13 protein-coding genes are annotated in these 18,067 nt (G+C 68.5%); 8 read left to right on the forward strand and 5 right to left on the reverse strand.

What is annotated here, in order from left to right:
• Positions 1 to 56 precede the first annotated feature (56 nt).
• The 4 genes from AC1C2T_RS06095 (at position 57) to AC1C2T_RS06110 (ending at position 4,998) form a co-directional block, all read left to right on the forward strand.
• Positions 57 to 1,373, forward strand: coding sequence for an ABC transporter substrate-binding protein (locus AC1C2T_RS06095; protein ID WP_495384614.1), 1,317 nt, complete (start codon positions 57 to 59; stop codon positions 1,371 to 1,373).
• Between the two features lie 77 nt (positions 1,374 to 1,450).
• Positions 1,451 to 3,265, forward strand: a complete 1,815-nt coding sequence (locus AC1C2T_RS06100; protein WP_495384615.1) for an ABC transporter permease — start codon at positions 1,451 to 1,453, stop codon at positions 3,263 to 3,265.
• Between the two features lie 36 nt (positions 3,266 to 3,301).
• On the forward strand, positions 3,302 to 4,273 hold the full coding sequence (locus tag AC1C2T_RS06105) for a 2-hydroxyacid dehydrogenase (protein ID WP_495384616.1): 972 nt from the start codon (positions 3,302 to 3,304) through the stop codon (positions 4,271 to 4,273).
• Entirely contained in the window at positions 4,264 to 4,998 is a 735-nt protein-coding gene (locus AC1C2T_RS06110; protein WP_495384617.1) for an SDR family NAD(P)-dependent oxidoreductase, read from the forward strand. Before AC1C2T_RS06105 ends, AC1C2T_RS06110 begins: the two co-directional genes overlap by 10 nt.
• A 98-nt stretch (positions 4,999 to 5,096) precedes the next feature.
• Here AC1C2T_RS06110 and AC1C2T_RS06115 read toward each other — a convergent pair whose 3' ends face one another.
• From AC1C2T_RS06115 to AC1C2T_RS06125, 3 genes are all read right to left on the reverse strand, one after another.
• Positions 5,097 to 5,717 (reverse strand): bifunctional 4-hydroxy-2-oxoglutarate aldolase/2-dehydro-3-deoxy-phosphogluconate aldolase, encoded by a 621-nt coding sequence (locus AC1C2T_RS06115; protein WP_495384618.1) that lies wholly within the window; start codon positions 5,715 to 5,717, stop codon positions 5,097 to 5,099.
• Positions 5,714 to 7,156, reverse strand: a complete 1,443-nt coding sequence (locus tag AC1C2T_RS06120) for a xylulokinase (RefSeq protein WP_495384619.1) — start codon at positions 7,154 to 7,156, stop codon at positions 5,714 to 5,716. The genes AC1C2T_RS06115 and AC1C2T_RS06120 overlap by 4 nt, the downstream gene beginning before the upstream one ends.
• A gap of 142 nt (positions 7,157 to 7,298) precedes the next feature.
• On the reverse strand, positions 7,299 to 8,981 hold the full coding sequence (locus AC1C2T_RS06125) for a glycoside hydrolase family 13 protein (protein ID WP_495384620.1): 1,683 nt from the start codon (positions 8,979 to 8,981) through the stop codon (positions 7,299 to 7,301).
• Positions 8,982 to 9,243: 262 nt separating this feature from the next.
• Between AC1C2T_RS06125 and AC1C2T_RS06130 the strand changes: the two genes are divergently transcribed.
• From AC1C2T_RS06130 to AC1C2T_RS06145, 4 genes are all read left to right on the forward strand, one after another.
• The gene (locus AC1C2T_RS06130) at positions 9,244 to 10,476 is read left to right on the forward strand and encodes a sugar ABC transporter substrate-binding protein (protein WP_495384621.1); all 1,233 of its coding nucleotides are present in this window, start codon (positions 9,244 to 9,246) and stop codon (positions 10,474 to 10,476) included.
• A gap of 170 nt (positions 10,477 to 10,646) precedes the next feature.
• Positions 10,647 to 12,266 (forward strand): ABC transporter permease subunit, encoded by a 1,620-nt coding sequence (locus AC1C2T_RS06135; RefSeq protein ID WP_495361154.1) that lies wholly within the window; start codon positions 10,647 to 10,649, stop codon positions 12,264 to 12,266.
• Entirely contained in the window at positions 12,266 to 13,270 is a 1,005-nt protein-coding gene (locus AC1C2T_RS06140) for a sugar ABC transporter permease (protein ID WP_495361153.1), read from the forward strand. Before AC1C2T_RS06135 ends, AC1C2T_RS06140 begins: the two co-directional genes overlap by 1 nt.
• Positions 13,271 to 13,457: 187 nt before the next feature.
• The gene (locus AC1C2T_RS06145; protein WP_495384622.1) at positions 13,458 to 15,485 is read left to right on the forward strand and encodes a glycoside hydrolase family 13 protein; all 2,028 of its coding nucleotides are present in this window, start codon (positions 13,458 to 13,460) and stop codon (positions 15,483 to 15,485) included.
• A gap of 38 nt (positions 15,486 to 15,523) precedes the next feature.
• Here the strand turns inward: AC1C2T_RS06145 and AC1C2T_RS06150 are convergent, their stop codons facing one another.
• Together AC1C2T_RS06150 and AC1C2T_RS06155 are read right to left on the reverse strand one after the other, a co-directional pair.
• Positions 15,524 to 17,593 (reverse strand): hypothetical protein, encoded by a 2,070-nt coding sequence (locus AC1C2T_RS06150; protein ID WP_495384623.1) that lies wholly within the window; start codon positions 17,591 to 17,593, stop codon positions 15,524 to 15,526.
• A gap of 84 nt (positions 17,594 to 17,677) precedes the next feature.
• Complete coding sequence (locus AC1C2T_RS06155) at positions 17,678 to 17,995, reverse strand: PAAR domain-containing protein (RefSeq protein ID WP_495361150.1); 318 nt, start codon at positions 17,993 to 17,995, stop codon at positions 17,678 to 17,680.
• Positions 17,996 to 18,067 lie beyond the last annotated feature (72 nt).

Genomic DNA, 18,067 nt, shown 5'->3' on the forward strand with positions numbered 1-18,067 from the left:
GCAAACAATCAATCGATGAAGATGGGTAACAGATGAGCAACTCAGGGTCCTCGTTCATGTCGCAGAGGTTCTCGCGCAGGGGGTTCTTGGTCAGTGCCGGTGCGGTCGCCGCAGCAGCTGTGGGGGCGACGTCGCTCACCTCCTGTGCGACGGGGCCGAGCGGCGCCGGTGCGCCGAACGGCGGTGACTCCAAGACGCTCAACGTGATGCTCGCTTCGTGGGTCGACGCCTCGTTCGTCGAAGAGGTCATGCAGAAGTCGGCGGCCGCGCCGCTCGGCGTCACGCTCAACGTCATGACGGTCGACGACGGAACCTACCCCGCACAGGCGCTCGCCGCGCAGAAGTCCGGCGACGTTCCCGACCTCATCTTCTGGACTGCCCAGGGCATTCCGACGCTGCTCGCGACCGGTGTGAAGCTCGCCGACCTCAGCGACTACGCCGCCTCGGAGGACCGCGCTGCCTTCTACGAGCAGAACTATGCGGCGTCGACGATCGACGACAAGCTGTTCGGTCTCGGGTTCCGCTGCCAGAGCCGCGGCATCGTCTACCGCAAGGACTACGCGGATGCCGCCGGCGTCGCCGTACCCGAGTCGTGGAGCTTCGACGAGTTCGGTTCATTCGCCTCGGCGATCACCGACGGCAACCGCTTCGGCTTCGCGTACGAGTCCAAGGTCGGCGATGGTCGCGCGTCGTCCAACGTGCTTCCGTTGCTCTGGTCGACTGGTGCGAAAGTCGTCACGGGTTCGGACGGCTCGCTCGAGACCGGATTCACCACCGACCAGATGAAGAAACTCCTGGGCTTCTACGGCGACGCCGTGCACTCGTGGAAGAGCACGCCCGGAGACGTGGCCAACTGGGGCTACCAGGAGACGGACGGCAATTTCGCGCGTGGTGTGCTCGGTTCCTACTCGGCCGGTCCATTTGTGCTGCAGCAGGTGCAGCAGTTCCCCGAGACGCGCGACAATCTCGCGGTCGCCGCGCTGCCCAACGGCGGCACGCAGACCTCCTTCTGGGAGGAGCACACGCTCATGGTGCACGAGGACTCGCCGCGCCGCGACCTCGCACTGCAGTTCCTCGCGAACATGCGCGGCCTCGAGACGCAGACCCTCATCGCGTCGCGTGAGGGCGACGCGCAGCTTTCGGTTCGTCCCGAGGTCAACGCGACCGAGGTGAAGAACGAGGTGCTCAAGGGCTTCGGCGCCCTCCTCGGCGACGCCGTCGTTCCGGAGTCGGTCAACATCGCGCCGATCATGAACAACGTGCTCCTGCCCGCGATCGGCGCAGTGGCGCTCGGACAGATGGACGTCGCTGCCGCTGCGAAGAAGGCGGTCTCCGACATGGATGCGGTCGTCGTCGAGCTCAACCGCGGCTGACCTCGTTCCATCCGTTCCACCAACCACCCCCTGCCGGCTCGGCGATCCGAGCCGGCAGGTGCATCCATGAGGTACCAATGCGTTCTTCCGGCCGTCTCAATGCCCTGACCTACGGCGTCTTCCTGCTCCCCCTTCTGGTCATGCTGATCGTGTTCCTGGCATACCCGATGGTGCTGAGCATCGCGACGAGCTTCCAGGCCGGCAACACCGGTTCCTGGATCGGGGTGGCGAACTATGAGCGCTTCTTCAGCGATCCAGCGATCGGTCAGGCGATCGGCAACTCGTTCATCCGCGGCGTCGGCGGTGTGATCCCGAGCTACCTGCTCGGTCTCATCGCCGCACTCGCACTGAACCGCGCGCTCCGCGGTCGCGCAGTGCTGCGCATGCTCATCCTGGTTCCGTTCGTCATCTCGGCGCCTGTCGGCCTCGGCATGTGGAAACTGCTGCTCGACCCGTATACGGGCGTACCCGCAGCATTCGGATTCCAGATCGAGAACGTCTTCTCGAATGCGGACATCGTGTGGTGGGTCCTGCTCGGGATCAACGCGTGGGCGTCGTTCCAGTTCTATACGATGCTCCTGCTCGCCGGGCTGACGAACATTCCCGAGGAGCGTTACGAGGCGGCCACTGTCGATGGCGCCGGCATTTGGCATCGGTTCCGTCACATCACGCTGCCCGGAATCGGCGCGGTGACCGTCGCGGCGTGCGGCCTGCACTTCATCAACAGCTTCCAGGAGTTCAACCTGGTCTACATCCTCACCGGAGGCGGACCACTCGGAGCGACCCAGACCCTCGCAACCTACTCCTACGTCAAGGCGTTCTCCGACTACGACCTCGGGTACGCGACGACGCTGACGACGATGAGCCTCATCATCATGGTGCTGGCGATCCTCGTCGTGCTCGCACTCGGGTACGTCGTGAAGTGGTTCGCCCGGGTGATCGGGCCGAAGCTTCCCGAACTCAGGCTGCGCCGACCGGTTCGCGTTCCGCGACCTGCTCGCTCCATTCGAGCCCGCAAGGGCGGCCGCCGCACGCGGGGCTCGACGCTGCCGGCGATCACCGCGGTCGTCATGGCCTTCATCTCGATGGCGCCGATCCTCTTCGTACTCTCACGGTCGTTCGATGCGACCCCTGGCGGGCTGCAGGCCGTCTCGATCATTCCCCGCGAGTGGACGCTCGACAACTTCGTCACGGTGCTGGCGTCGCCGGCGCTGTGGGACGCCAACAGCATCGCCGTTCCGCCGCTCGCGTTCAACTTCCTGAACAGCATCGTCGTGACCTTCGGCGTCACGGCCATCGTCGTCGTGCTCAGTCTCCTCGGCGGCTACGCCCTGTCACGGCTCGCGGGCCCGCTCGCGAAGATCGTCACGGCTCTGCTCGTGTTCTTCCAGCTCGTGCCGGTCATCGTCCTCGTCTTCCCGCTCTACGAGGTGCTGAGCTCCATCCACCTGCTCGGAACGCAGTTCGGTCAGATCCTCGCGACGTCGGCGCTGTTCATCTCGATGGGCACGCTGTTCTTCCTAGTGTTCTTCAACGGCATGCCCCGCGAGATCGAGGAGGCCGCAGCCCTCGACGGTGCCGGCCCATTCCGGGTGCTGATGCAGGTCGTGCGCCCACTGGCCAAGCCCGTGATCGGGGCGATGACGGCGTACACCCTCATCAACGCCTGGAACGAGTACCTCCTCGCGACAACGCTCATCAGCGACGCGAACGCGCGCACGTTCCCGGCGGCGCTGAGCCAGTACATGTCCTCGTTCAACTTCGCGGCGACGACGACGCCGGGTCAGCAGGCCGTCTACCTGCTCATCCCGATCATCGCGGCAATCATCCTCCTCGCACTCACGCAGCGGCAGCTCGCCGCGGCGTACGAAGGAGGCGCGGTCAAGGGCTAGCCCCGACCCGCGTCCCACCCCTCAGGAAAGGCCATCATGCCACTCGAGTCAGCACCGGTCATCGCCGTAGCGGATGGCGCGTTCGCCATCATCGACGAGCTCCACGAGCGCTTCGCCGGCCGCGCGGTCCTTCGTGTCGGCTCGCTCGACAGCATCTCAGCGGTTGCGGAACTGACCGCGGATGCCGCGGCGCTCGTCGTGACCCTGCAGCCGCTGCGGGCGGAGCACATCGCGGCGCTCGCCGACAGCGTGAAGGTCATCGTCCGAGCGGGTGTCGGCCTCGACACGATCGACCTCGAGGCGGCGAAGGCGCGCGGCATCCGTGTCGTGTTCCAACCCAACTACGCGACGAACGAGGTCGCCGACCAGGCGGCATCGCTCGCGCTCGCGTCCTGGCGACGGCTGGCGTCCGCTGATCGCGGCGTGCGCAGCGAGGGGTGGGTCTCCGCGGCGCAGGTCGGACGCGTGCACGCCCTGCACGAGAGCACGCTCGGCGTGATCGGCACGGGCCGCATCGGTCAGGCGTTCATCCGCCGACTCGCGCCGTTCGTCGATCGCGTGGTCGTCTTCGACGCGTACCGCGATGAGCGCCTCGAGGGGGTGGAGTGGGCCGATTCGCCCGCGCAGGTCTTCGCACAGGCCGATCTGCTCTCGCTGCACGTGCCGCTCACTCCCGAGACGCACCACCTCGTCGACGCAGCGGCGATCGAGCTGATGCCCCACGGAGCCGTCATCGTGAACGTGTCGCGTGGCGGGCTCATCGACGAGCAGGCCCTCGCCGACGGCCTCGCGAGCGGCAAGCTCGCCGCCGCGGGCCTCGACGTCTTCGAGCGCGAGCCGCTCGCCGCCGACTCGCCGCTGCGCGAGGCACCGAACCTCACCATGAGCCCGCACATCGCCTGGTACTCGATCGAGTCCGGTGAGCGGCTCGCCGGCTGGAGCGTCGCAGACGCGCACGCGTACGTCACCGAGGGCGCGCTCGAGTACGGGGCATTCGCATGGCGCTGACCTCGCCGGTCACCGTCGTGACGGGTGCCGCGGGCGGGATCGGCGGCGCTATCGTCCGCGATCTCGTCGCCCGCGGCCACCGGGTGGTCGGCTGGGGGAGACAGCTGCCCGAGCAGCTCGTCGACGGGGCAGAGTTCGACCGCTGCGATGTCTCGGACATCCGATCGGTCGAGGAGGCACGCGATGCCGTTCTGGCACGCCACGGCCGCATCGACTCCCTCGTCACGAGTGCAGCGGTGCTGCGCACGGCACCGCTGCACGAGATGAGCGTCGAACTGTGGGACGAGGTGCAGTCGATCAACCTCACGGGCGTCTTCCTCGCGGCGCGTGCGGTGCTGCCCGCCATGATCGTGCAGGGCGGCGGCAACATCGTGAATCTCTCGAGCGTGCACGCGATCGCCACGGTCTCCGGCATGGCCGCGTACGCGGCGACGAAGGGGGCGATCATCTCGTTGTCACGACAGATCGCGGTGGAGTACGCCGACCGCGGCATCCGGTGCAATTCCGTCGTCGTCGGGTCCGTCGACACACGGATGTCGGAGCAGCATGGACAGCAGCTCGTTCGCGATGGTGTCGTCGTCACGCCTCCCGATGGCGTGCTCGGCCGCATGGCCGCTCCCGAAGAGATCGCTCGCGCCGTCGGATTCCTCGTGAGCGATGACGCGTCATTCGTGACGGGGTCGGCGTTCACCGTCGACGGTGGTATCACGAGCCGATTGATGTGAGCCGGGCGACGTCGCTCGCCTCGGCGCGAAGCCGTCGGGCCGGGTGAGCGGGATCGCACCCGGCAGCCGTGCCGAGCGCTGCGCCGGCACCCGGTCAGTCAGGCGCGCCCGACCCGCGCCATGAACTCGCGGGTCTGCGCGGCCAGGGCGTCGAGGTCGCCGGAGCGGAGCACGTCGCCGGCGAACATGCTGCGTCCGACGCACACCGCGTGCGCGCCGGCGGCGAAGTAGTCGGCGGCTGTTTCGATCGAGACGCCGCCCGAGACGACGTAGGGGATGTGAGGGAGGGGGCCGCGCAGCTCTCCGAGATAGTGAGGTCCGCCGAGCGAGCCCGCTGGGAACACCTTCACGGCGTCGGAGCCGAGTGCGTACGCGGTCTGCACCTCGGTCGGGGTCAGCCCGCCCGCGATCATGGCGACCCCGGCATCGTGGGCTGCCGTGATCACGGCAGCATCGGTGCCCGGCGCGACGACGAAGGAGGCGCCGGCCGCGACGGCCGGCACGACCTGGTCGGGCGAGAGTACGGTGCCGACGCCGAGTGGGACGCCGAGATCGGTGAGTTCGCGGATGACGCCGACGGCGTCGGGGACGGTCAGCGTGATCTCGATGGCGTCGATTCCGCCGCGTGCCGCGCCGTGAGCGGCGTCGAGGGCGAGCTGACGGTCGTCGGTGCGGATGACGAGGATCACGCCGGTCGGAACGGTCAGGCGAGAGCTCACGGGGTACTCCATTCGATGGCGATCGAGCTGGCGGTGAGATAGCGGTCGAACCGCTGCCGACCGCGCTCGATCTGTTCGGCGGTCGGTTCGAAGGCGGTGACGGTGCCACGCATCCCGGCGGTGGCGTCGGAGTCGATGTCCGCAGCGCGTGCAGCGAGCATTGCAGCGCCGAGCGCCGTGAGGTGCGGCTCACGGTGCAGCCGGAGCGGCAGGCCGAGCGCCGACCCCCGTGCATCGAGCCACGCCGGATGCTCGATACCGCGTCCGCCGATGTTCACGACGTCGATCTCGTCCGAGATGGCCGTGCGTGCAGCGTCGAGCACGTGGCGCCCGCTCATGGCGACGCCCTCGAGCACAGCGCGCACGAGCTCCGCCGGCCCGTGCGCGTCTGACAGGCCGAGGAAGAGCCCCCTGGCGTTCAGATTCCAGATGGGAGCGCGCTCGCCGCGCAGGTACGGCGTGAACATCGGGACATCCGGCCCCGCTGTCGCGGCCAGATCGAGTGCGGCGCCGACCGCGAGTCCGAGTATTCCCGCGATCCACTTCACTGCCGCGCCACTGGACTGCGTCGGACCGTAGGACAGCGCGAGGGGGGCGACCGTGTCGGGTACGAGGTACAGCCCCTCGGTCGTCTCCGCCGACGTCGATGAGGCGCCGACGATCTCGGAGGTGCCGGTGAGCACGACGCCGCTCGGCTCCGCGAATCCGCCTGCCGCGAGGACCGAGGCCATCGCATCGCTCCAGCCCACCGCGACGGGCACTCCCGCGGGCACTCCGAACCGCTCGGCTGCGGCGGTGGTCACCGTGCCGAGGGGCGTCCACGGCTGGAGGATGTCGGGCAGCACTCCGGGTCGCCATCCCGCAGCCTCGAGCACCTCAAACGCCGGGCTGAGCGTGCCGACATGGCACAGGCCCTTCGAGCTCCAGGCATCCGTTGCGAAGATGCCGGTGAACGCGTGGTTCAGCAGGTCCTTCGGTTGCAGGAGCCGGTGGGTCCGCGCGGGGAGCTCGGGATTCGAGGCGAGCCAGGCGGCCTTGGCGGGGAGCTGGCTCGGCGCCCACGGCAGGGTGGTGCCGACCCACGGCATCGAGTCGCCGAAGCGCGCACCGAGTCGGGCCGCCTCGTCGACCGCGCGCGAGTCCTGCCACGTCAGGCACGGGCCGAGGGGCTCGCCGTTGATGTCGACGGCGACGAGCGAGGGGACGTGTCCGTCCACGCCGACCGCGGCGATGCGTGCCCGAACGTCGGCGGGCACCGCTGCGAGCGCACGTGCCGTGGCGGCGAGCCAGTCGTGCGGGTCTTGTTCGGCTAGACCGGATGCGGATGACCGAGTCGGGTAGGGCTCGGTGCGTCGGGCTGCGACGACCCCGTCCATGTCGACGAGGAGCAGCTTCAGCGAAGACGTCCCGAGGTCGAGGCCGAGGAAGAGTTCGCTCATGACGTCATCCGATCCATATCGGAACCCTACTGTACTCAGACGTCTAATGTCTCGCGATGCGCGACCTCGGGGGACCTCCGTCGACGGTCGTCCAGTAGAGCGCCATCGGCGACGGGGTTGCCGCCCCGCCGACGGCCGCGAACTACGCCGTGAGCCAGGCCGTGGTGTCGGCGGGCAGCGTACGCCCATCGAGCGGTTCGCTCGACAGCAGTACGTCGCCCGCGGGCAACTCGACCGCGGCCTCGCCGGTGTTCGCGACCACGACGACGTCGCCGTTGCGGAACGCCACCACGGCGTCGGGGTACCCGGCCAGCCACTCGAGCGTACCGGCGCCGAGGTCGCGCTCGCGCCGCAGCGCGAGCGCATCGCGGTAGAGCGACAGCGTCGAGCTCGCGTCGTCGCGCTGGCGATCGCGCGCCAGCGACGCCCACTGCGCGGGCTGCGGCAGCCACGAGGCATCCGTCGGGCCGAAGCCGTAGGAGGGCGCTGAGGATTCCCAGGGCAGCGGCACGCGGCATCCGTCGCGGCCGTAACGCTCCCCGTTCGTGCGGAACCATGTCGGGTCTTGGCGGGCGTCGTCGGGAAGGTCGATGACCTCGGGCAGTCCGAGTTCTTCGCCTTGGTAGAGGTAGACCGAGCCGGGCAGTGCGAGCATGAGCGCGGTCGCGGCGCGGGCGCGGCGCAGGCCCGGCACGTACTCGGGCAGGCCCTTCGAGCGCGCGCCGAGGCCGTGGCCCTGCGGGTTCGCCTCGGTGACCGAGAGTCGGGTCGCGTGGCGCACGACGTCGTGGTTCGAGAGCACCCAGGTCGAGGGTGCGCCGACGGCGGAGAACGCGTCGAGGGAGGCATCGATGACGCCCCGCAGCGCGTCAGCGTTCCACGACGTCTCGAGGTAGGCGAAGTTGAAGGCCTGGTGCATCTCGTCTGGACGCACCCACTTCGCGACGCGGGGCAGCGGGTCGACCCATGCCTCGGCCGCGAGGACGCGGTCGCCGGGGTACTCATCGAGCAGTGCTCGCCAGTCGCGGTAGATCTCGTGCACGCCGTCTTGGGCCCAGTACGGCGCGCTGTCGCCGGGCTCGGCCGAGATCTCGGGTTCGAGGGGCACTCCGGATGCGGCGGGCGCGCCGCCGCCCATGCTGCCGCCCTCGGCCGGCGGCGTGTAGTCGGGCAGCCCGTCGGCCTTGATCAAGCCGTGGGCGACGTCGACGCGGAACCCATCGACGCCGCGGTCGAGCCAGAAGCGGAGGATGCGGCGGAACTCTTCGCGCACCTCATCGTTGGTCCAGTCGAAGTCGGGCTGTGAGCTGTCGAAGAGGTGCAGGTACCACTGGCCGGGGGTGCCGTCGGCTTCGAGCACGCGCGTCCATGCGGGGCCGCCGAAGACCGACTCCCAGTTGTTCGGCGGTAGCTCTCCGGCCGGGCCGCGGCCGTCGCGGAAGAGGTAGCGAGCGCGCTCGGGGCTGCCGGGCGCTGCGGCGAGCGCAGCCTGGAACCACACATGCTGATCTGATGAGTGGTTCGGCACTAGGTCGACGATCACGCGGATGTCGCGGCTATGCGCCTCTGTGATCATCGTGTCGAAGTCGGCGATCGTGCCGAAGAGCGGGTCGACGTCGCAGTAGTCGGCGACGTCGTAGCCGCCGTCGCGTTGGGGTGAGGTGTAGAACGGCGAGAGCCAGATCGCATCGATGCCGAGCTCTTGCAGCGCGCCGAGGCGCGACGTGATGCCGGCGAGGTCGCCCATGCCGTCGCCGTTCGCATCGGCGAACGACCGGGGATAGATCTGGTAGATCGCGGCGGTGCGCCACCATTCGGAAGTCATTCGGAAACTGTACGACATCTCGACACCTGATGGAAACGCTTGCAGTATTCGCGCTTCACATGATGGTTACAAACCGGTATCAATGCGCGCGCTGCGGTTTGTTAATACGCGTCGCGCAGGGTATACCTGTAATCGCTTGCACAAAGCGGGCAATTCAACGGAAGAACGGCCTTTCGGGCACGGTGCCCGTTCCGCATGCGGAACGGGAGAGGATCCACCAAGCGAAGGCGCCGATCTCACGCACACTGAGAAGGGCACACCAATGAGGGTGAACAAGAAGAGCCTCCTCGCTGCCGGGGCCGTCGCAGTCATCGCGACCCTCGGTCTCGCGAGCTGCTCCGCCGGCGACAGCGGCTCCGATGGCGAGGCCTCGTCGAGCGGCACGCTGACGGTCTGGGTCGACGCCGAGCGCGTCGACGCACTGCAGGCAGCGGCCGACGCGTACTCCGAGGAGAAGGGCGTCGAGGTCGAGCTCGTCGGCAAGGACAACGCCGATATCAAGGACGACTTCATCCAGCAGGTGCCGACCGGCAAGGGCCCCGACATCACCATGGGTGCACACGACTGGCTGGGCGAGCTCTCGACCAATGGTGTCGTCGCGCCCATCGAGCTCGGCGACTCCGCCGCCGACTACCTTCCGGTCGCCATCGACGCGTCGACCTACGAGGGCACCGTCTACCTGCTTCCCTACGCGGTCGAGAACATCGCGGTGCTCCGCAACGCCGACCTCGTTCCCGAGGCCGCGACGAGCTTCGACGACATGATCGCCAAGGGCCAGGCCGCCGGCCTCGCGCAGCCGTTCGTCGTCGAGCAGGGCGCCGAGGGCAACCCGTACCACCTCTACCCGTTCCAGACCGCGTTCGGCGCTCCCGTCTTCGGCAGCAACGATGAAGGCTACGACCCGACCGACCTCCAGATCGGCAACGCGGGCGGCGAGCAGTTCGCCACGTGGCTCGGCAGCCAGGGCAAGAACGGCACCGGCGTCTTCAACACCGACATCGACGGCGACATCGCCAAGCAGGCCTTCATCGACGGCACCGCGGCCTTCTGGCTGACGGGTCCGTGGAACGTGGGCGCCGCGACCGACGCCGGCATCAACGTCGCGATCGACTCCGTGCCGAGCCCGACCGCCGAGGTCGCATCGCCGTTCGCCGGCGTCAAGGGCTTCTTCGTCTCGTCCGAGTCGAAGAACAAGGTCGCCGCGAACGACTTCCTCGTCAACTACATCGGCACCGAAGACGTGCAGCTCGAGCTCTTCGAGGCCGGCAACGTGCTCCCCGCGCTCTCGGCTGCCGCTGAGACCGCGTCGAAGGACCCGATCGTCGCCGGCTTCGCAGCCGTCGGCGCCGAGGCCGTGCCGATGCCCGCCATCCCGGCGATGGGTGCCGTCTGGCAGTACTGGGGCATCGCCGAGGCCGACATCATCAACGGTGCCGACCCGGTCGCCACGTGGCAGAAGCTGACCGCCGACGTGCAGGCTGCGATCGGCGAGTAACGACTGATCGGATGCCGGTGGTCGCCTAGCGACGCAGGAGCGTATCGAGACCCGTGGGTCTCGATACGCTCGCTTCTCGGCCACCGGCCGGTCTCGATACGCGCTTCGCGCTACTCGACCAACGAACAGGGCTCCGCGCCACTCGAGCCACGAACAGGATGAGCGAAGGCATGACGACGGGAATCGACGACGAGGTCTCGGCGGCGACGCCGCAGAAGCCGACGAAGAAGCAGCGACGCGCGGCGAACATCGCCGATGCGGCGTCGGGCGGGGTGAAGATGCTCCTGTTGAAGCTGCTGATGCTCGGCATCGTCGATGCGATCGCGGTCTACGGGGTCTTCATCCTCGCGACCGCCGGCCAGTGGCTCGTCGCGGCGATCGTCGCCGTCGTGGCAGTGATCGTCAACTGGATCTACTTCTCACGGCGCAAGCTCCCCGCGAAGTACCTCGCGCCGGGCGTCATCTTCCTCGTCGTGTTCCAGGTCTTCGTACTCGTCTACACGGGTTACATCGCCTTCACGAACTACGGCACCGGGCACAACGGCTCGAAGGAGCAGGCGGTTTCGTCGCTCATGGCCTCGTCGCTGCAGCGTGTCGAGGATTCGCCCACCTACCCCGTCACCGTCGTCGACCAGGGCGGCACACTCGGCCTGCTCGTGACCGACCCCGACGGTGAGGCGCTGCTCGGCACAAACGAGATGCCGCTCACCCCGGTCACCGCCGAGTTCGAGGGTGATCGGGCCGTCTTCGCCGACGGTTGGACGACCCTGCAGTTCGCTGACGTCATCGCCCGCACCGACGAGATCACCGCCCTCGCCGTGCCGTTCTCCGACGACCCGAACGACGGGGCGCTCCGCACACCCGACGGCTCGAGCGCGTACCTCTACCTCTCGAACCTCGAGTACGACGAGGCAGCGGGCACGATGACGAACCTCGACACCGGCACCGTGTACTCCGACATCGGAACGGGTGCCTTCACCTCCGACGACGGCGAGGAGCTGCTGCCCGGCTGGCAGATCGTCGTCGGCTTCGACAACTTCGTGCGCGCCGTGACCGACGAACGGCTCGCCGGTCCGCTCATCTACGTCACGCTCTGGACCTTCGCGTTCGCGCTCATCTCCGTCGCGTCGACGTTCTTCCTCGGGCTCTTCCTCGCGATCGTGTTCAACGACATGCGAATGAAGGGGCGCAAGTACTACCGCGTGCTGATGATCCTCCCGTACGCCATCCCGTCGTTCCTGTCGGCGCTGATCTGGGCGGGCATGATGAACGAGAGCTTCGGCTTCATCAACCAGGTGCTGTTCGGCGGGGCATCCATACCGTGGCTGACCGATCCGGTGCTCGCCAAGTTCTCGGTGCTCCTCGTGAATCTCTGGCTCGGATTCCCGTACATGTTCCTCGTGTGCACGGGCGCGCTGCAGTCGATCCCCGACGAGCTGCAGGAGGCCGCGACGGTCGACGGAGCGAAACCGTGGGCGGTGTTCCGCCTCATCAAGCTGCCGTTGCTGCTCGTCAGCGTCGCCCCTCTCCTCATCGCATCGTTCGCGTTCAACTTCAACAACTTCAATGTGATCTACATGCTCACCGACGGCGGGCCACGCGACTCGAACGCGCCGATTCCCGTGGGCTTCACCGACATCCTGATCTCGATGGTCTACAAGGTCGCGTTCACCGGGCAGACCCGTGACTACGGTCTCGCGAGCGCCTACTCGATCATCATCTTCATCATCGTGGCCTTGATCTCGGTCATCGCCTTCCGCCGCACCAAGTCGCTCGAGGAGCTGAACTGATGGCCGCCCAGCAGCCCGTTCCCGGAACGCCGACCGGTCTCATCGCCGGCGAGATCGACGAGTTCGCGGATTCCTCGACGCGCGCGAGCGTCGTCGCGCCGCGCGGCGGCGGCGGTGGCGGTGGCCGCCCGAGCCTGCCTCGCAAGCCGTTCAACTTCGGGCGCTGGTTCCGTGCGACGGGCTGGCGCCACATCGTCGGCGTGGTGATGGTGATCTTCTCGCTCTTCCCGATCGTGTTCGTGATCTCGTCGTCACTGAACCCGCAGGGCACGCTCACCGGCTCGAACGCGCTCTTCTCGAAGATCGGCCTCGACAGCTACATTCGCATCCTCACCAACCCGCAGGTGCCGTTCCTGACCTGGTTCGGCAACACGCTCATGATCGCGGGCATCACGGCGGTGCTGACGGTGTTCCTCGGGGCGCTCGCCGCGTATTCCTTCTCGCGCATGCGCTTCAAGGGTCGCCGTTTCGGCCTCATCTCGATCGTCGTCGTGCAGATGTTCCCGCAGCTGCTCGCCGTCGTCGCGATCTTCCTGCTGATGAGTGCGATCGGCGACTGGTTCCCGGCGATCGGCCTGAACACGCACGTCGGCCTCATCATGGTGTACCTCGGCGGCGCGCTCGGCGTGAACACGTATCTCATGTACGGCTTCTTCAACACGGTGCCGGCGTCGATCGACGAGGCCGCGAAGATCGACGGCGCGAGCCACGCGCGCATCTTCTTCACGATCATCCTGCGGCTCGTCGCCCCGATCCTCTCGGTCGTCGCGCTGCTCTCGTTCATCGCCTCGGTGAACGAGTTCGTCGTGGCATCCGTACTGCTCATCGACACTGACAAGCAGACGCTCGCCGTCGGCCTCACGAAGCTCGTCTCCAACCCGCGCTATGCGGACTGGAGCGCCTTCTCGGCGGGCGCGGTGATCGCGGCGCTGCCGGTGGTCGCACTGTTCCTGTTCCTCCAGAAGTACATCGTCGGCGGGCTGACTGCCGGCGCCGTCAAGTAGGCGAACGGATGCCGCTGGCGCGGCGTGCTCGTTGCGCGCGGCGCGTTCGCCTGTCAGGAATTCAGGTGCGGAGGTGTGTCGCGCCGCCGTATCGACCACCCCACTCGCGACACGCCGCTCCCGTCCTGAATTGCTGCAGGGCCTGTGGGTGGGCGAGGACGTGGGTGGGTGATGGAAAGGTGAAGGAATGCTGAAGCCGCACCACGACGGATCCCCGCTGCACGTCTCGACCCAGGCACCGGCACTCGGTGAGACGGTGCGTGTGCGCCTGCGGGTGCCCGAGACGTTCGGGCCGCTCTCCTGGGTGGGCACGAGGTCGAACCCGAACCACGAGCCGCGGTTCGACGAGGCAGTGCTGCTCCCTTCGACGGGCTCAGGGAGCGACGGGTGGCAGTGGTGGGAGGCCGCTGTCGAGGTCGAGAACCCCGTGCACGGCTACCGGTGGCTGCTGGTCGGTGAAGACGGCCGCCAGCACTGGCTGAACCAGCTCGGTCTGTCGTCGATCGAGACACGTGATGACGACGACTTCAAGCTCGTCTCGCACGAGCCGGCGCCCGAGTGGGCGGCGTCGAGCGTCATGTACCAGGTGTTCCCCGATCGGTTCGCGAAGTCCGGCGCGGCGCCCTTCGACAAGCTCAGGGAGCAGGGTGAGCTCAGGGAGCAGGGTGAGCTCAGGGAGCAGGGTGAGCTCAGGGAGCAGGGTGGGCTGCCCGAGTGGGCGATCCCCGCGGCGTGGGGGGATCCGCTCGACCCGGTGTATCCGGGGCGCTCGAGGCAGCTCTTCGGGGGAGACCTCGACGGGGTGCGCGAGAAGCTCGACCACCTCGAGTCGCTCGGCGTCGACCTGCTGTACCTGACCCCGGTGTTCCCGGCGCGATCGAATCACCGTTACGACGCGACGACGTTCGACCTCGTCGACCCGCTGCTCGGCGGCGACGAGGCGCTCGTGCGGCTCGTCGAGGCGGCGCACGCCCGCGGCATCCGTGTCATCGGCGACCTGACGTCGAATCACTCGGGTGACGCGCACGAGTGGTTCCGTGCAGCGCAGGCCGATCCGGCCTCGCCGGAGCGCGACTTCTACTTCTTCCACCCTTCGACCCTTCGACAGGCTCAGGGCACCGAGGGCACCGCGGGCACCACGGGCACCGAGGGCTCAGGGAGCACAGAAGGCTACGAGTCGTGGCTCGGGGTGCCGAGCCTGCCGAAGTTCGACTGGAGCTCGGCCGAGCTGCGCCGACGCTTCATCGAGGGCCGCGACTCGGTGGTCGCGCGTTTCCTCGCGCCGCCGTTCAACCTCGACGGCTGGCGCATCGACGTCGCCAACATGACCGGGCGGCTCGGGGCCGCCGACCTGAACGCCGAGGTGCGGCAGACGATCCGCCGCACCATGCTCGACGTGAACGCCGACACGATCCTGCTCGGCGAGTCGACGAACGACGCCGCGAACGACTTCCTGGGCGACGCGTGGCATGGCGCGATGACGTACACGCCGTTCACCCGCCCCCTCTGGAGCTGGCTGCTCGAGCCGAGCAGCCCCGCCGCCGGCGGCATCGGCTTCGCCCTGCAGCGGGTGCCGACCTTCACCGGGCCGGACTTCCACGCTGCGCACACGCGGTTCGCGGCCGGGTTCCCCTGGCGCACGCGGCTCGCGACGATGAACGCGCTCGACACGCACGACACCCCGCGCTTCGCGACGAGCGCGCGGCCCGGCACGGTGCCTGCCGCGGTCGGCCTCGCCGTCACGCTGCCCGGCATCCCGGTCGTGTGGGCCGGCGACGAGTTCGGCCTCACCGGTGAAGACGGCGAGGCCTCACGCACGCCGATGCCGTGGGGGAGTGAAGCATCGCCGGAGGTCGCACCCGTGCTCGAGACGTATCGTGCGCTGCTGCGCCTTCGGCGCGAGCATCCGGTGCTCGCGACGGGCGGCATCCGATGGATCGCCGTCGGCGACGATGCGGTCGCATTCGTGCGCGAGTCGGCCGAGGAGGTGGCGCTCGTGTTCGCGGCGCGCGCGGCGGCGACGCTGTCATTCGATGCGACGGCGCTGCCGGGTGCGGAGGCCGCGGCACCGGTGTTCGGGAACGTCGTGCTCGGTGCATCCGACGGTCAGCTGACGCTCTCGACCGAGGGCCCGGCGTTCGCCGTCTGGTCGCTCGCGGGAGTCGAAACTCCCGGTTGGCCGCCGGCCGAGCGGTTTCCCGGTGCCATCGAGTAGGTCGGGCGTGCCGCTGCGTCGCGCGTGCCGCTCGTTCGTCAGAACGGGAGTTCCTCGGCGTTGCTGCCGATCCAGTGCGGTGGGAGGCTGACCGGCGGCTGTTCGCGGCCGTCGCGGCGGTCGGCGGGCGTCGTCGGATCGTAGGTGAGCGTGGCGCCCCTCGCCGTGACCTCTCCGCCCTCGAGGTGGTCGTCGACGGTGAACGATGCGGTGATCGTCGCGTTCTCGCCCGCGGCGGGGCCGGGCAGGGTGCAGAGGCGGCCCACGAACGACGTGCACCCGGCCGGTTGGCCGTCGAGCACGAGCCCCGAGGGCCACGTGAGCTCCAATCCGAGCGTCCAAGTGCCATCGCGATACTCCTCGAAATCTGCCGGAAGCTCCGTTGCGGTGACGTCGATGGTCGCGGTGACGGTCGAGCCCTGGCTCGGGTCGTCATCCGAATCCAGCCTGACGTCGACGTCGAAGATGCTGTCGCTGACCATCAGGCCCTCGGCGCCGCGGATCAATTGCACGAGCTCGGTTGTCGGCACGTCCTGCTCGCCGATCGACAGCGCGACACCCTGCACGCTCACCACGCCGACGCCGTGTGCGTCGTTCGGGTCGAACCACACCCTGACCGGCCGCGTGGCGTTCTCGGGATCATCAGAACCGCCGATGGAGACGGTGCAGGTCGACGCTTCGATGTCGAGCTCGATATTGCACCCCTGAGTGTCGTCGATGCCGTCGACGAACGCCGGTGCGACGACCTGGAACGTGATCGTGGCCGGCTCGTCGGTCCCACCACCGAGCAGGGTGCGATGGATGACGACCGTGGCACCCGGCCTCTCGCCGGCAGGCTCTTCGGCGGGATCGGCGTCGACCACCTCCAACCAGAAGAGGTAGGGCTCGAGGGCGACGGGTGTCGATTCCACCTCGCCGAAGTCTGATCCGGCGCCGGTTTCCAGCGTCGACACCTCGCTGTCGTCGACCGTGACGATGCGTGTCGCCTCGGCGCTCACGTTGTCAGTAAGGCCCGATGGCGGACTCGCGAAGGTCAGCTCCGCGTCACCGCCCGACCTCGACGGATCGATCAGGCACTCATCGCCGGGTTGCGGTCGCCCTTGCAGCTCGCGAGCGGTCTCGCCGCCGTCGGGTGCGACCCAGCCGGAGCAGTCGTCGTCGCTGAGGACGAGCGCTTCGGGCCAGACGACCTCCACGGCGAGCCGGGCGCCTTCGGGTGCGCCTTCGACCTCCGGGTCCAGCACGACGATCACCGGGTCACCGGATTTCGCACCCTCGGTCTCCAAGGCGACGTCCATGGCGACGACATTCACCGGCTCAGGTGTCGGCGTCGCCGATGGAGACACGGTCTCGGCGACCGGGGCGCCGCTCAGGCCGCCCCACATGATCGCGCCGAGCCACACCACCAGGACCAGCGCCGCGGCCGCAGCGAGGCCGATCGCGGCCTTGAAGGTCCATCCCGGAAGGATGGGGACCTGCGTGAAGGTTCCGTTCAGCGAGATCGAGTGCTCGTCCTCGGGAGTGACCGTCACGACGAACGGATGCTGCGCAGCCTCACCGCGCCACAGCAGGCGCTTGGCGCGAACGCCGAGGTCGACGCTCTCCGTGCTGTTGGCCGGAAGCGCCACCCGTGCGTGATCGATCGACACGACGAGTTCGCCCGCCGAGACGGCGACGTCTGCGTCGGTGTGCGAGTTGCCGGCGTTGGCGATCGCGATCTCGGCCTCGGCGCTGCGCCGGCCCTGGAGCACCGGGGGCGAGAGCACCGCGGCCACGTCGGTGAACGACTGGATCGTGGCGATGGCCTCGACGACGACGAACTCGTCGGGGCGCACCGCGGGAACGATGTGGAGACGCACGATCAGATCTCCGACCGACCACCGGCCGGAGTGCTCGAGGGTGATCGTCGCCGCGGCGGTGCCGGTCTCACCGGGGTGCACGAGCAATGTGTCGGGCTCGATCTCGACGAAGTCGGCTGCGTCGTCGACCACCGACAGGTGGTACGCCTCGACCTCATCGCCGTCGTTCCTGACGGTCAGCGTGAAGACCCCCGCCTGTCCGGGGGTGACGGCGAGCGACGCGGGCTCGATGTCGGCGACCGTGGCCATGCTCCGACGCTACGGTGAGGCTCCGGAGATCGCGTCAGCCCTCCGACCCGCCATCGGGGCAGATCTCGTGCCCTTTGGGCCTTGTCACCCCCCGATGATGACGTTCGGGGCGCCTGGCCCTGGCGCGATCGGTGCCCCGTGCAGCGTGAGGTCGCCGACGCGAGCGGCAGGGAAGGTTCCGATCAGCACGCTCAGGCTGCCCTGGGCGATGCCGTTCGGTGCGGGCGACGCGCAAACGATGCCACCGGGTGCGAGGTTGGCGACGGCGGCCGGCATCCCGCCGATCATGACGTTGAGCACGCCTGCCGCCGGCGTGATCGGCCCGCCAACGTGCGGGGTGACCCCATCGACGAGCGCGCACAGGGCGACGTCGCCGACGCGGAGGGCAGGGCCGATGGGCATGCTTCACGGTAGCCGCGGTCGTTGCGCCGACCCGAGCCCGAATGCGCGCGCGCTCGCGCACCGATGCTGCCC

The sequence above is a fragment of the Agromyces sp. Y558 genome, from assembly GCF_059445415.1.